This window comes from Maribacter luteus, from assembly GCF_009674825.1.
GTDB classification, from domain to species: Bacteria; Bacteroidota; Bacteroidia; order Flavobacteriales; family Flavobacteriaceae; genus Maribacter_A; species Maribacter_A luteus.
Genome location: NZ_WKJH01000002.1, coordinates 410,025 through 424,813 on the forward strand (window position 1 = coordinate 410,025; position 14,789 = coordinate 424,813).

Annotated in this window: 15 protein-coding genes; 4 read left to right on the forward strand and 11 right to left on the reverse strand. The window is 39.5% G+C overall.

Annotation, left to right across the window (positions count from 1 at the left end):
* Positions 1-49: 49 nt before the first annotated feature.
* The 4 genes from GJ691_RS05000 to hemN form a co-directional block, all read right to left on the reverse strand.
* Positions 50-2,119, reverse strand: a complete 2,070-nt coding sequence (locus tag GJ691_RS05000; protein ID WP_154364403.1) for a TonB-dependent receptor — start codon at positions 2,117-2,119, stop codon at positions 50-52.
* Between the two features lie 87 nt (positions 2,120-2,206).
* Positions 2,207-2,584 (reverse strand): hypothetical protein, encoded by a 378-nt coding sequence (locus tag GJ691_RS05005; protein WP_154364405.1) that lies wholly within the window; start codon positions 2,582-2,584, stop codon positions 2,207-2,209.
* Between the two features lie 231 nt (positions 2,585-2,815).
* On the reverse strand, positions 2,816-3,637 hold the full coding sequence (locus GJ691_RS05010; RefSeq protein ID WP_154364407.1) for a universal stress protein: 822 nt from the start codon (positions 3,635-3,637) through the stop codon (positions 2,816-2,818).
* A gap of 29 nt (positions 3,638-3,666) precedes the next feature.
* On the reverse strand, positions 3,667-5,028 hold the full coding sequence (gene hemN, locus GJ691_RS05015) for an oxygen-independent coproporphyrinogen III oxidase (RefSeq protein ID WP_154364409.1): 1,362 nt from the start codon (positions 5,026-5,028) through the stop codon (positions 3,667-3,669).
* A 290-nt stretch (positions 5,029-5,318) separates the two neighbouring features.
* Between hemN and GJ691_RS05020 the strand changes: the two genes are divergently transcribed.
* Positions 5,319-6,200 carry a nucleotidyltransferase family protein gene (locus tag GJ691_RS05020; RefSeq protein ID WP_246200117.1) on the forward strand — a complete coding sequence of 294 codons (882 nt, stop codon included), beginning with the start codon at positions 5,319-5,321 and terminating at the stop codon, positions 6,198-6,200.
* A 184-nt stretch (positions 6,201-6,384) separates the two neighbouring features.
* Here the strand turns inward: GJ691_RS05020 and GJ691_RS05025 are convergent, their stop codons facing one another.
* The 6 genes from GJ691_RS05025 to GJ691_RS05050 all read right to left on the reverse strand — a co-directional run bounded on the left by GJ691_RS05025 (position 6,385) and on the right by GJ691_RS05050 (position 12,022).
* Positions 6,385-7,416 carry a LacI family DNA-binding transcriptional regulator gene (locus GJ691_RS05025; protein WP_154364411.1) on the reverse strand — a complete coding sequence of 344 codons (1,032 nt, stop codon included), beginning with the start codon at positions 7,414-7,416 and terminating at the stop codon, positions 6,385-6,387.
* 51 nt (positions 7,417-7,467) lie between these two features.
* A complete protein-coding gene (gene xylA / locus GJ691_RS05030) occupies positions 7,468-8,793 on the reverse strand; it encodes a xylose isomerase (protein ID WP_154364412.1) in 1,326 nt (441 codons plus the stop codon).
* Between the two features lie 13 nt (positions 8,794-8,806).
* Positions 8,807-10,291, reverse strand: a complete 1,485-nt coding sequence (locus tag GJ691_RS05035; RefSeq protein ID WP_154364414.1) for a xylulokinase — start codon at positions 10,289-10,291, stop codon at positions 8,807-8,809.
* 610 nt (positions 10,292-10,901) lie between these two features.
* Complete coding sequence (locus GJ691_RS05040) at positions 10,902-11,297, reverse strand: tellurite resistance TerB family protein (RefSeq protein WP_154364416.1); 396 nt, start codon at positions 11,295-11,297, stop codon at positions 10,902-10,904.
* A gap of 130 nt (positions 11,298-11,427) precedes the next feature.
* Positions 11,428-11,793: an arsenate reductase family protein gene (locus GJ691_RS05045; RefSeq protein ID WP_154364418.1), complete on the reverse strand. Its 366-nt coding sequence runs from the start codon at positions 11,791-11,793 to the stop codon at positions 11,428-11,430.
* A 4-nt stretch (positions 11,794-11,797) separates the two neighbouring features.
* Positions 11,798-12,022, reverse strand: a complete 225-nt coding sequence (locus GJ691_RS05050) for a hypothetical protein (RefSeq protein ID WP_154364420.1) — start codon at positions 12,020-12,022, stop codon at positions 11,798-11,800.
* Positions 12,023-12,234: 212 nt separating this feature from the next.
* On the opposite strand from GJ691_RS05050, the gene GJ691_RS05055 reads away from it, so the two are divergent.
* The 3 genes from GJ691_RS05055 to GJ691_RS05065 all read left to right on the forward strand — a co-directional run bounded on the left by GJ691_RS05055 (position 12,235) and on the right by GJ691_RS05065 (position 14,483).
* Positions 12,235-13,086 (forward strand): universal stress protein, encoded by an 852-nt coding sequence (locus GJ691_RS05055; protein ID WP_154364422.1) that lies wholly within the window; start codon positions 12,235-12,237, stop codon positions 13,084-13,086.
* A 97-nt stretch (positions 13,087-13,183) separates the two neighbouring features.
* Positions 13,184-13,855, forward strand: a complete 672-nt coding sequence (locus GJ691_RS05060; RefSeq protein WP_154364424.1) for a dienelactone hydrolase family protein — start codon at positions 13,184-13,186, stop codon at positions 13,853-13,855.
* The gene (locus GJ691_RS05065) at positions 13,848-14,483 is read left to right on the forward strand and encodes a phosphoribosyltransferase (RefSeq protein ID WP_179955030.1); all 636 of its coding nucleotides are present in this window, start codon (positions 13,848-13,850) and stop codon (positions 14,481-14,483) included. The genes GJ691_RS05060 and GJ691_RS05065 overlap by 8 nt, the downstream gene beginning before the upstream one ends.
* A 99-nt stretch (positions 14,484-14,582) precedes the next feature.
* Here the strand turns inward: GJ691_RS05065 and GJ691_RS05070 are convergent, their stop codons facing one another.
* Positions 14,583-14,789, reverse strand: coding sequence for a dodecin family protein (locus GJ691_RS05070; protein ID WP_154364426.1), 207 nt, complete (start codon positions 14,787-14,789; stop codon positions 14,583-14,585).

A 14,789-nucleotide genomic window follows, 5' to 3' on the forward strand; every position in this document is an offset into this window, starting at 1 on the left:
TGTATTGTTTTTAATTGTTGTTGAAATAATAGTGTTAGTAAGCATATAATTAATTGATAGAATAAGAAACGGTCATGAAAAAATTACGGCCCATTCGGGGGATATTCTTCCAATCGGTATAGGTTGAGTAGTATTCATCAAAAACATTCTCAACACCCAGTTTAAGGTAAAGCTCATTTGAGTTGATTGAAAATGTTCTTCCCAATGAAAGGGAGAAAACCGTATAAGCATCGGTTTGATCTTCTCCGAAATCCGGATTATAATCCACTTGCTTTCCTGCCCCCCTCATTGATATGGAACCGGAAAATTTACCATCTACATATCGAATACTGGAACCATATGCCAACGGGCTGATAAAAGGTAAATTACGCCCATCACCATCCACACCTCTATGGTAAGTCAAAACTCCTGTCCATTTTAGCTCAGGAAGAATATCGTATTCCGCATTACAAGAAATATTATATAAATGGGCATGATCCAAGTTCTTATAGATTTTTACCCCGTCGGCACCAATGGTCATTGCACTAAGCGTTGGATCTACCTCCCCAATGATATAATCAATCATATAGAAATAGTTTCCTTCCAAGTCGATCGTTAACTTTTCATCCTTAAACGAAATCTTGGCATTCGCCTCTAAGGCCTTCTCATTCTCTAGATTGGGATTACCTATATAGTCATGGTTATCAAAGCTATTGAACAGATAAAACCCAAAGGCCTCAGAAACCGAAGGAGCCCTATCCCCATAAGATATTCCGCCGTTAAATTGATACGCACCCATATCAGTATTATATTGCAAGGCAACACTTTTAAGGAATCGTGTCTTATGCCGTGACATATCGGGATAAAATATCCTTAAACTGCTCAACCCGAATTCATCGGCCACATTGCTGTTTTGAACGGCCAAACGTGTAGAGAGTTTTAAGGAACTTCCTTTAAAATCGATAACATCTTCGGCATAAATGGCGGAATTCAATGTTCGTATATCAGGCCAAGTAAGCATGAACATAGGGCTTTCATCAGGATCATTCGGATACATGGTCATCTCGGCCAATGAACGGTTGTAATAACCGTCCAATTTAAGCAACAACCTATGTGCCCCCTGCCTTAGGTTCACTCGGGAAAAATACCCATAGGTATCGCTCCATCCGGGCATATCCATCCGTATGGGCACATCGGGTCTTTTGGAATCGTCCATCACATGCGTAACCTTGTTGGCATATAATTTGGTTTCCCAATCAGTAAATGAGCCAAAAAGCGTATCCTGAAACCAACCGACCGAGCCAATATAAGCTTGGGCCAAAGATACATCCATAGGTAAGGCAGGATAACCAACATCGCGGGCTTCGTCAAAAATAAAGGTAGCGGTCAATTTTCTATCGTCACTTACCCTAAAGCCAACATTAGCAGAAACATTATACTTCTCAAATTGGGAATATTCAATTTCTCCCCCTCCCCCAGCAGTATAATTATCTGCCTTTCTATAAATAATATCGGTATCCAAATAGAATTCGGAATTTGAATAATTGAGTTCTCCACCGAAAATTCTTGCTGCGTTGCTACTTTCACCTCCTGCTTCAACAGAACCATACCAGCCCTTTGGTTTAAAATTGCTTTTTTCCAATTTTAAATCGATAGCCCCACCGATGGTTGAACCCTGCTCCGCACCTTGTTGCCCACTTGTTACATGGGCTTCTGATAAGTTGGAAACATCAACATAGGACGTAACTGGATCCATTTTATCGGTACATGCACCAAAAACCCTCATACCATCAATAGTGACCGACAGGCGTTCTGAAGACATGTCATTCAGCACAGGCTCCCAAGCATAAGCCCCTCTTTTAATCATATTCACCACACTTGAAGATTCCAGATACTCATCCAAGGTAGACAAAGGTTTGTTCTGGGCATTGTGCTCAAGGGCCTTGTTAAAGGAAGAAATCACAATGACCTCTCCCAAATTAATAAGCAAAATACTGTCACTTATAGTTTCCACTTTCACATCCTGGGAATACCCAATGGCCATAAATAGCGCATAGAATAATATGCCAATGGAATATGGAAACCGTTTCTGAAAGGTCGGCATTTGACAATGCGACCCACCACCAATTACAATTCGCATTTGATTTGTTTTAAACTAACTGATTGATTGAAGGATACCGATACTCTATTGAAAAGAAGTTTCAATAAGTAGATATGTAAGACAAAATCAGCAGAATTCCGGTGGTTGTGCTATATCAATGGTAAAAAGGTTTGAAATAAAAGTCTGCGCCGCACTATAATTTTCTTGCCGAACTATGAACGTATTCATTTTTAGGTTAATCTGCAAGAAAGATTGAAAAAACAGAATAGGCTGAACTTCGGCCTTTGACTGTTTTTCCCCGAACGGATTATCCTCATTACGATCCATCTCCTTTGCCAATTGCTTGGCCAAATAACATTTACCATCGCAATGCAATTGAGGCTTCTCTTTATTTTCACAAAGAACGTTGGCGATATAATCATAATCGATTACGTACTCGGCTATTGGCCATATAGGTTTGGCCAACATTATCAAAGCAACGAAAACAATTATATGGGCTTTCATGTGGCCAAAGATAATTGAAGACATCAATCAAAACATATGATAAATGTCATAATTAAAGATATTTATATCTTTAATGTGTTTAATTACTCAAATAGAAATATAACAAGCTTTGTCCCGAAACCTGAAACACCGATTCATAACTATTCAAAGGCTGAAAAAAAGGAATAAAAAAAAGGGGGGAAACCAATAACTTGATTTCCCCGTATTTATTTCAATAAATTGAAGAATTCTCTATATTTTAAAGGTAACAACGGGCACATTGGAATGATTGGCAATATCCTCACCGATACTACCCATAAAGAAATGGGACAGGCCTTGCCTACCATGTGTAGGAATACCAATGATATCCGCGGCTATTTCATCCCCATAATTCAAGATTCCGTTTTCGACACTATAATCATTGTAAATATCAACTTTGATATCTACACCGGCTTTACTTAAAAACTTCGAAATTCTTTCATTCGCATCGCTGGTACTCAAGAAATCATCACCTGGCGTATTGATATAAACTAATTTCAATTCTGCTGAAAGCAAACCTGCAAAATTTTTGGCTTTATGAAAGGCTTCAATACTTTCTTCTTTAAAGCCACTTGCAAATAAGAACTTACGTGCCTTGAAATTAATTTGCTCTTTTTTGATCACCAATACAGGTATGTCAGAATTACGAACCACACGCTCGGCATTGGAACCGACAAAAATCTCTTTTAAACCATCAGTCCCATGGGAACCCATTACGATCAAATCGGCTTCATTGGAAGTAGCCACATCGTTTACCTCGCTAAACACTTTGAAATGCTTTACGATTGGTGTTATCTTTATTCCATCGAGATACGGTTTATCCAGAAATTCAGTAAACCTTTTTTCTGCCAATTTTATCAGAAAAACGGTCTGTTCGGGATGAAAAGCTTCTGATGAGGTGACAATAGCTTGGTTCAATTCTAACATATGCAGAGCCAAAATCTCAGCTCCATGTTCTTCAGCCAATGATGCTGCCACTCTTAAAGCATACTCTGATTGTTCGGAAAAATCAACGGGTACTACTATTTTTTTCATAATGTAGGTTTAATAACTTAGTTCAAATTTTAAATTGTCATAGAAAACAACCTTGTTCCAGGTTCTTTTCTATGTAATAGAACGTCAAAAGCCATACAAATATTACGAATAAAGGGCTGGCCTTTTTCTGTGACCCTTAATTCATCTATTCCAAATACCACCAAACCGTCCTGTTCCATTTCGGCAAGCTTGTCCTTGGCCAATGAAATCTCGGGAAAATAACTTTCTTCAGTCCCCCATACGGTTTTAAAACGACACATTAAATTCAATATATGCTTTCTTATGACCCTATCTTCTTCCGTTAGGATATGGCCCCTATATATCGGAATAACATTATCCACGACCAATCGCTCATATTCTTCCAAACTCTTGACATTTTGCGCGAAACTATACCAACTATCACTAATACTGGATGCGCCCAAACCGACCATAACCTGTGTTTTGGAAGCCGTATAACCCATAAAATTCCTGTGAAGCTTACCATATACCATAGATTGGTAAAGACTATCACTTTCCAGAGCAAAGTGATCCATTCCGATTTCCTTATAGCCGACTTTGGTCAACAATTTCTTACCTTCCTCATATTGCTGACGCTTTGCATTGGGACTTGGCAAGTCCTCGTCCTTAAAACCACGTTGACCGTTCCCTTTTATCCAAGGCACATGGGCATAACTATAAAACGCCAATCGGTCGGGTCGCAAGGATTTGGTCTTTAAAATGGTTTCCTCAACATGCTCCAACGTTTGGTGTGGTAGACCAAAAATAAGATCATGGCTTACGGATGTATACCCGATTTCCCGGGCAGCTTCGGTCGCTTTTTTTACATTCTCAAAAGGTTGAATCCTATGAATTGCCTTTTGAACCCTTTCATTATAATCCTGCACCCCGTAACTAACCCTACGGAAACCTACATCAAACAATGCCTGCAAATGTTCTTTTGTCGTATTATTCGGGTGACCTTCAAAACTATATTCGTACGCATCGGCCTTATCGGCCAATTCGAATATTCCGTTGATCAATCTTTTAAGATTTTGAGGGGAGAAAAATGTAGGGGTACCGCCACCCAAATGCATTTCTTTAATCTTGGGTCTTGAACCTAAGAAATCGCAATACAGTGCCCACTCTTTCAACACAGCACTAATATAGGGTGATTCTACATCGTGTCTTTTCGTTATGCGCTTGTGGCATCCACAAAACGTACAAAGGCTTTCACAATACGGCAAATGAATATAGAGGCTTATCCCCTCCTCTTCGTTACTCTCGTCAAAACTTTTCTTGAGGGTATTCATCCATTCCGCGTTGGAAAAGGTTTCCTGATCCCAATAAGGCACTGTTGGGTAGCTGGTATATCGCGGTCCTGGAATATTATATTTCTGGATCAAATGGCTCATGTAAAAAATTTGTGTACCGCAAATATACGATGTATAGGGTCAAAAACACATGACAATTATCAGAATGGGCTCTTGCGCTTACGGTCGTTTTTTAATGTTTTTTAGGCCGATATCCCATAAACATCCAACACCGAATAATACTGGACCAACCTATTTTCAAGTATACATTTAACAGGAAAGCAAACCGGACCTTACGCCATTAACTAAACCCTAAAAATCAAGGTTATATCGAAAATTGACCAAATTTCGCACCCAAAAGACTTATTTTTATCCCAATTAAAAATTTAATCATGACACTACTATTGATGGCCGCTGGCCGAGGAAGCAGATATGGAAAACTAAAACAATTCGATGCATTGGGCCCTAATGGGGAATTCCTAATGGAATTCAGTATGTACGATGCTATCGAAAACGGTTTTGACCACATTGTGGTCATTACCCAAAAAACCAATGTCGGGTTCTTGACCGACCATCTTTCGACAAGACTACCAAATAACATTAAATTGGACGTTGTTGCCCAAGAATTGAACGACCTACCTAAAGGAAGCACTTTCAATGGCGAAAGGGAAAAGCCTTGGGGCACGGCCCATGCCGTTTGGTCTGCCCGAGAAGTTATCGACGACTCTTTCGTGGTTATCAATGCCGATGACTATTACGGTAAATCGGCCTATAAAAAAGCTGCTGATTTCATCAAGGCAAACACCACTGATTATGCTTTGGCCGGTTACACCTTAAAAGACACCTTATCGGAGCATGGATCGGTCTCTAGAGGGGTTTGTAAAATGGATGATGCCAACAACTTATTATCCGTAAATGAACGCACCAAAATAGAAAGAATATCGGACACGATCAAAGATGCGGACTCCGGACTTGAATTTACCGGAGATGAACTAGCCAGCATGAATTTCTGGGTATGCAACCCTTCTATCTTTACAAGTATCGAAGAGGATTTTAAAGCATTCCTTAAAGATGATTCCAATATCGCCAGTGGTGAAATCTATTTACCTTTTGTTATCCAAGAAATGTTGGAAAACAATAAAATAGGTGTAAAAGTCATTCCTTCAGGTGGTGAATGGTTTGGAATTACATATGCCAGTGATAAAGAAAAAGCCATGGCAGATTTAAAGAAAATGGCCAAAGAAGGTGGGTACAAATCCCCATTATGGAATTAAACCAAAGTAATTAATATTTACTGCCGTTTAAAAAAAAGAATCTGGAATACCCTACACTTCGTAGAACATTCCAGATTTTTTTTGTTCGGTTTTAAAGGAGCAAAATCCTTATTCAAATATTCAATAGACCAATTGAAACTTTAAAATATGGCCATTTTATGGGGTTGACCCAATAACAGACAATCTAACCCAAAGTTATCTTACGGGTAGAATCACGAACTATTAAACTGGTCTTCACCACTTTGGCCTCGAAAATACCAGGGGAACTGATACTTTCTATGCGATCGATCAGTCGATTGGCACAGGTTTCCCCAATATAGGAACCATGCTGACTTACCATGGTCAAAGCCGGTGTGACATATTTTGACAATTGACCATTCGTAAACCCGATAATGGCAATATCATTAGGTACATGGTACCCTCTTGCTTTTATGATTCCCATGGTTTTCACTGCAGTAATTTCATCCAAGGCCAAAATTCCATCGATATTCTTATCATTTAAAATGAACGATAAGATAAAGTCGAGATCATCCTGGGGCTCTATGGGGGTAATCAATTTTTCGTCAAAATCAATATCCCTTTCTTTTAAGGCCCGTTTATAGCCCCCTATTCGCAACCTACCAATTTTGGTCTTGCTCATAGGATTTATTATTGCAATGGTCTTACAACCGGTATCCAACAAATATTTGGTAGCCTTATACCCCGCCTCAAAATCATCTACGATGACCTTATCGCATTCAATAGCATCCATGACGCGATCGAACATGACCAGAGGAATTTGATAGTCGACAACATTATTAATGTTCTCCAAATGCTTTTTTGTTTGCCGTTCTGAGGCAACCGAAGAAATAATAAGTCCATCAACAGAACCACTACTTAGCATTTCCAAGGTCATAGCCTCCTTTTTAAGGGAATGGTCGGTAACACAACTTATTATGCTGTAACCACGCTCATTGGCCACCTTTTCAATGCCGTATAGGACTTGAACGAAGAAATAATTCAGTATATCGGGTATAACTACACCAATGGATTTTGTACTTCGGTTCAGAAGATTCAAGGCTACTTTATTAGGCCTATAATGATGCGCTTTCGCGAATTTTTGAATCTTACTTTTTACTTCCGTACTAATTTCGTGACTATCATGGATCGCCTTCGAAACTGTCGAAACGGAAACACCGAACTCGGCAGCTATATCTTTTAAGGTTATCTTTTTCAATTCACAAAAATTTAGTTAAAAATCCATTGGTAGTAGCCAGAATCAAGAAAACTAGATATACTGATTTACAATATTCTCTAATAATTCTTGCTTACCACTTTGCAATTTAAGCTCTCCATTCTTCTGGGCCAAATCATAAAGATCGGTAAGGCTCAATTTACCATTCTCAAATTCTTTCCCTTTACCTGCATCAAAAGAGCTATATCTTTCTTGACGAAGTTTGGTGTAATCAGAGGAAGTCATGATCCTGTCAGCGGCCATAAGTGCCCTGGCAAAGGTATCTGCCCCACCGATATGCGCATGGAAAACATCATCCAAATCAGTAGAATTCCTTCTGATTTTGGCATCAAAATTAACTCCACCACCTTGTAAACCACCTGCAGCAAGGAACACCAACATAGCCTCAGTCGTTTCAAGAACGTTGTTAGGGAATTGATCGGTATCCCATCCGTTTTGATAATCACCTCGGTTGGCATCCAAACTACCTAACATACCTGCTTTTGCGGCCACTGCCATTTCATGTTGAAAAGTGTGTTGCGCAAGGGTTGCATGGTTCACCTCTATATTGATTTTAAAATCCTTATCCAATCCATATTCCTTTAAAAAACCGATAGCTGTAGCCGAATCAAAATCATATTGGTGTTTCATTGGCTCCATAGGTTTTGGCTCAATAAAGAACGTTCCTTTGAATCCTTGGCTACGTGCATAGTCCCTCGCCATGGTCAAGAATTGTCCCAAATGATCCAACTCACGGCCCATATCGGTATTCAACAAAGACATATAACCTTCACGACCACCCCAAAATACGTAATTTTCACCATCTAGGGCAATAGTGGCGTCCATGGCCAATTTTATTTGTCCGCCAGCTCTTGCGACTACATCAAAATCAGGATTTGTGGATGCACCGTTCATATATCTTGGATTTGAAAAGCAATTCGCCGTTCCCCAAAGAAGTTTAACGCCTGACTCCGCTTTCTTTTCTTTAAGATATTCAGTTATGGTTACCAATCTTTTTTCCGATTCGGAAAAAGTAGGTGCTTCTTGAACCAAATCAAAATCATGGAAACAGAAGTAATCAAACCCCATTTTGGTTATGAATTCAAAAGCCGCATCTGCTTTGTCCTTAGCGGCCTGAATGGGGTCATTCGACTGGTCCCATGCGAAATTCTGGGTTCCTGGACCAAAGGGATCCGAACCTTGTCCACAGAAGGTATGCCAATATGCAATGGCAAATTTAAAATGCTCGCGCATGGTTTTCCCAGCCACTACTTGGTCAGGATTGTAATATTTGAAAGCTAGTGGGTTATCAGATTCTTTTCCTTCGAATTTGATTTCCCCGATTCCTTTAAAGTATTCTTTATTACCTATCAACGCCATGATACTATTTAATTTATTTATTAATTATTAGTTCCAATTCTTTTTTCCATTCTTGATATGCCTTTAAATAAGGGGCTTTATCCTTAACCGGCTTAAAGGTCTTTACATAATCGTTCTCCATGATGTAAGACCCGAATTTTTCGAAATCACCATCATGCAGTCCGGCTGCCCTAGCGGCACCGATCGCCCCAGTGGTATTGTATATTTCAATATCATGCTCTATCAATGTAGCTATGGTATTCGAAAAAATCTCTGAACGGAACAAATTGTCGTTCCCCACCCTTAGCACATCGATTTTTATTCCGTCGGATATGAGGATCTCCATGCCATAAACGAATGAAAAAGCGATTCCTTCCAAAGCGGCCCTGCACATATGGGCAATACCGTGGTTATTAAGATTTATATTCAGGATTCTTGACCCAACTTCTTTGTTGTTCAACATTCGCTCTGCACCATTTCCAAACGGAATTAGACAAACGCCGTCCGAACCTACAGGAATTTCAGATGCCAAGTCGTTCATTTCAGCATAAGACCCAACGGCAAGATTATTCAACAACCAACGATACTGTATACCTGCACCGTTAATGCACAACAACTTCCCAATCCTAGGGGCCTCTCCTTTTACATAATTTACGTGGGCGAAATTATTCACACGTGAACTTTCCTTTACCGATAGACTGTCGGTTACCGCATAAAACACCCCAGAAGTACCTCCGGTCCCCGCTACTTCCCCTGGGTTGAACACATTTAAGGAAAGTGCATTATTGGGTTGGTCACCGGCCCTATAATAAATGGGCGTACCAACATCCAAGCCACTTTCCTTACCTCCCTGTTCACTTACACTGCCCTGAAGACCAAAGGTCTCAACGATTTCGGGAACCATTGATTTTTCGATACCGTACTCCCCTAGCAGAAAATCGGCGATTTCATCGTTTTTGAAATCCCAGAAAATACCTTCTGAAAGTCCCGATATGGTTGTGGTCATTTTATTGGAAAGCTTAAAGGCGGCATAATCACCGGGAAGCATGAACTTATGAACCTTTTCATAAATTTCCGGTTCGTTATCCTTGACCCATTTTAATTTTGAAGCGGTAAAATTAGAAGGCGAGTTCAAGAGATGGGCATTACATTTATCCTCCCCAATGGACTCAAAAGCATCATTTCCGATCCCCACGGCACGACTATCGCACCAAATAATCGAAGGTCTAAGGGGATTGCCCTTTTCATCTACCAGTACAAGTCCGTGCATTTGATAAGAAATCCCGATACCCTTGATTTCCGATTGTGCTATTTTATGAATATCCTTCAGTTTTGTAATTGCAGCACAGATGTGTTTCCACCAATCATTGGGCTCTTGTTCCGCCCAACCGTTTTTTACGGCCAACATACCCATTTCCGTTTCGGGCTCCTGTACAACGCCGACACTCTTTCCAGTGTCCATATTGACCAAAGCTGCCTTTATCGAAGAACTACCGATATCCAATCCTAAATAATACATAGTAAGTTTATGTTAATGAGGTTTTTATTTCAGAAAGACGGCAAATGACGACCTCCTTTTATCAAATGTATTACAAAGTACATTCGAAACGAAACCTATTCGAAATTGAAATCTCCACCACACTTTTCCGATAGTTTTGACTAATTGCGAAGTACTTTGGAAAAGCTCCGTTTTATTGGGGTTTTGAGGTTAACCCCAACTTACTAAAATTTTCGAAAGCGATTTCGTAAATAATTTAGAAATAAGACCATAAATGACATAATCATAAAAAAAACAATCCTATTTTTATGTTATTCCTGTATTTGGAAGCAAAAAGCATTCAAATACACAATGTGACCTACGAAAATTTTAGTAACACAAAAGGCATGACTTCCTTCGTACGTACAAAATAATTCCATGACCTATCTACCCAAAGACCCCATATATAAATAGGCAATGGCATATCACACAGGTAGAAGCACCTTACGAAAAATACCGATTCTATAATCAATAACGAAGTTAAAGACATAAAAGGATCAAAAAAGAAAGTACAAAACACTTCCAATAAGTAGCATCAAAATAAGCATTTTAAAATCTAATGAATAAAACGCTGTAATTGTTGAAGACAAGATCAATCAACGTTCTCACTAGTGAAGCACGACATACATTTTTCAATTTCAGCATGTGCATCTTGGGAAGAAAAACCGAGACCTATGGCATATTTATAGATCAACGCGCGCTCTTCCCCATCTATTATATGGTCTGCATAAATGATCTGGAACAGATCCTGCAACCTTTCAATACGATCTTCCAAAGCATACGGGGGCATTAAAGGATAGTTCATTGGCGATTTCAAAACAACCATTACCTCCTCATCGGACACATCGAGTTTAAAGGCCAAACGTTTCAAGACCATATGTTCTTCCTCATTAATTGGCCCGTCAATACTTGCTAATTTCACCATGGCGGCAAAGTGCGATATATTACTTTCATGTTCCCCAGATTCATAGGCTTCTAAAATGGTCATAATCACTGGTTTTAAATTAAATTTGACAGAACAAGCTATGTTATATTATTCATTTACCCAATGACCTAAATCAGTAAATACCCTTTCAAGTTTAACTTCATTACTCATGACATTTGGCAAATACTTGGGCTTAAATCCTAATAATGTCCGATGGAGTTTCTACGAGTATTGTTATATTACCTCGTAGGGCAATAGGCTGCTTCATTATTTCAGGATTTTTAACAATCATCTTTATCCAATCTTCGGAGGAAAAATCGTGTTGTTCAAATTTCACCTTATATGACGGGTGCTCTTGGTTCACCAATTCTTCTACCATAATACCCAACCTATCGGCCAATTCCACAATTTGCATACCCGTTAAACGTGTTTTCAATATATCAACGGCTAAAATGGGCAACCCTTCTGCCTTGGCAAAAGCCATGGTCTGTTTTGCCCTGCTGGAATGTGGATGTATGAATAAGGTAATCTGTCTTTCCGATGTGGCTATCTCTCCCATTATATTACGTGATTAAGTTAGTCTTGGTATGTGTTTTCATATGCTTGTCCAAAAGCTGTTGTAAACTGTCCAAATAATCCTGAAGTTCTTTCATATGTACTTCCGGATGTATTTCTGACGGCAAGGTGACCGGGTTCTCATCCAAAAAATGATATAGTTCCGGATATTCTGTTTCTATTTTTGTAGTCAATTCAGCAATTCGAGTAAGTATGTTCTGTGGATTGTTCATCGTTCAAGATTTAATTATTCAAAATCGGAGCATGTTATTTCTTTTAGCAACTAAATATTCACAAAGAGATGATTTTCATGCCGTGAACAAATATATCGCGACCTTCTTATTTGCTAAATGACCTAGATCATCCTGAGGTTTTAAGGCTGACTGATGCATATCATTTCGCTGGCCTTTAGATCATACTATTTTAGAGTCGTAATAAATTACCGATGAAAACTTTTTTATATGCCACGGATTATTCTGAAAATTCAGTTGCTGCATTACATTTTGCAAGTGCGCTTAGCCAAGAACTTAAGGCCAAACTTGTGGTATTGCATGTTTTTGAATTGCCGATAACATTGGCCAGTACGGTTTCGCATACCTATTCCCGAAGGGAAGTAAGGGCTTTTGCAGACCAACGCGAAAGGCTACTTGCCTTTTGTTCCGAATATTTAAGGGGACAATCTGAATCTTTGAATATAACCTATAGCATAGACGAAGGAAAACCTGCGGATGAAATCATCGTTAAAAATGCCATAGAATATAAGGCAGACCTTATTATTGTTGGGGCAAAAGGCGGCAATAAAATCAAGGAAACGTTCTTAGGAAGCACCACAACGGCCTTGATCGACAGTGCCCCTTGTCCTGTCCTGGCCATACCCAGTGATGTAGATTTTCATGGTTTAAACAAAATGGTCTACGCGACAGATTTCGAGGGAGCCGATATTTTCACCATCGAGAAACTGATTCACCTTTCCAAACCACTGAATATCGATTTGCACCTGGTTCATGTTTCTTCAAGAGACGTTCAAACCAGTGAGAACCAATTGGAATGGTTCAAAAACATGCTACGGCATAAGGTAAAACACGAAAACATACATTTTGACCTGCGCTATGGGGAAGACGTATTCTCAACACTACAACAGTACGTTCATGAAGTAGAACCCGATTTGGTAGCGATGTTAGAGCGCGAAGGACTTAGTCTTATCAAAAATCTCACCCACAGGGATTTGGTAAAAAGAATGAGGTCGGAAGGCCATTTTCCCCTTCTTAGTTATCACAAAAAAAACATCATGGACTAATTCTAAAAAAGAATCCTGGTTATCATGGATTTACCCATGTGATTGTCTTGATCATTTTACCCGAATCCATATAGCCATTGTAATAAAACAATACACAATGTTAAACAAGATCAAAACAAACAAATCGGTGACCATCGAGTTAAAAGACACCAATTTAAAAGGAAACCTTACCATACCGGAAAATGCGATCGGGTTGGTTATTTTCTCACATGGCAGTGGAAGCAGCCGACTCAGTCCCCGAAACAACTTCGTATCGGTATTACTTCAGCAAAAAGGTTTGGCCACTCTTCTTTTCGACCTTTTGACCGAGGAAGAAGACCGGGATTATGAAAATCGGTTCAATATTGAATTACTGACCACACGCCTTGTTCAAGTAACCCTATGGGTAGGGCAACAAAAAGAAACCCGCAACTTGCCGACAGGGTATTTTGGAGCAAGTACGGGAGCTGCCTCTGCCTTAAGGGCCGCTGCATTTTTAGGTCCAAAAATAGCCGCTGTTGTATCAAGAGGAGGAAGGCCGGATATGGCCATACAAGACCTAAGCAAGGTTATGGCCCCGACTCTTTTGATCGTTGGTGGTCGGGATGAAGCGGTTATTGGAAAAAATGAAAAAGCATTTGAAAAATTGACCTGTGAACGAAAATTGGAAATAATTCCGCAGGCCACACATTTATTTGAAGAAACAGGCAAATTACAGGAAGTTGCCCTCTTAACCACAAATTGGTTTGCCAAATACCTAGTACCCCAAAAAATGAAACATAGTGTTTAAAAATAGAATCGATGCCGCCATTCAATTAGCGAGCAGATTAATGCAATTTAAAAAAGAGAACTTGGTCATTTTGGCCATTCCCCGTGGCGGACTGCCCATTGGAGCCATAGTGGCAAAGGCATTGAATGCCCCGTTGGATATTGTTTTGACCAAAAAAATAGGACACCCCAACCAGAAAGAATACGCCATTGGTGCCGTAAGCCTTGAAAACATAGTGCTCACCGAAACCAACGGAATTTCCCAAGAATACATCGATAATGAAACCTCCCGTATTCGGAAAATACTTAATGACAGATACAAGCAGTATTACAGGAATAAGGTGCCGACCGACCTAAAGGACAAGACCGTCATTATCATTGATGATGGTATCGCCACGGGTAATACCCTTTTGGTTACCATTGCATTGGTGAAAAAACAAAAACCGAAAAAAATAATTGTGGCCATTCCCGTTGCCCCGAATTCCACACTAAAAGTTTTGGAGACAACGCCCGGTGTAGATAAAATCATTTGCCTATTGGCCCCAATGAATTTTAGGGCAGTAGGTCAATTTTATGAAACGTTTCCGCAGGTTTCGGATAAGCAAGCCATACAATGGCTAGAACAAACCAGAAACCAAAAAAACAAGTAAAGGCTCATGTAAATCACAAATAAGTAGAAGATAGAAAAAAGGCATATTCAGAACTGAAACATGCCTTTGAAAAACAATTGTACAAATAAGACCGGATCATCAACCTTGCATAATACCGAAACTAACTTTCGTATTCACCCTATATTCGGTGACTTGATTGTCCTTTACGGAAACCTGCATATCTTGGATATAAACAGATTTGATGTCCTTTACCGTTTTTGAAGCTTCTTCGACAACGTTCTGTACGGCATCTTCAAAACTAACTGTAGAATTCCCTAAAATCTCGATAACTTTCAATACTGCCAT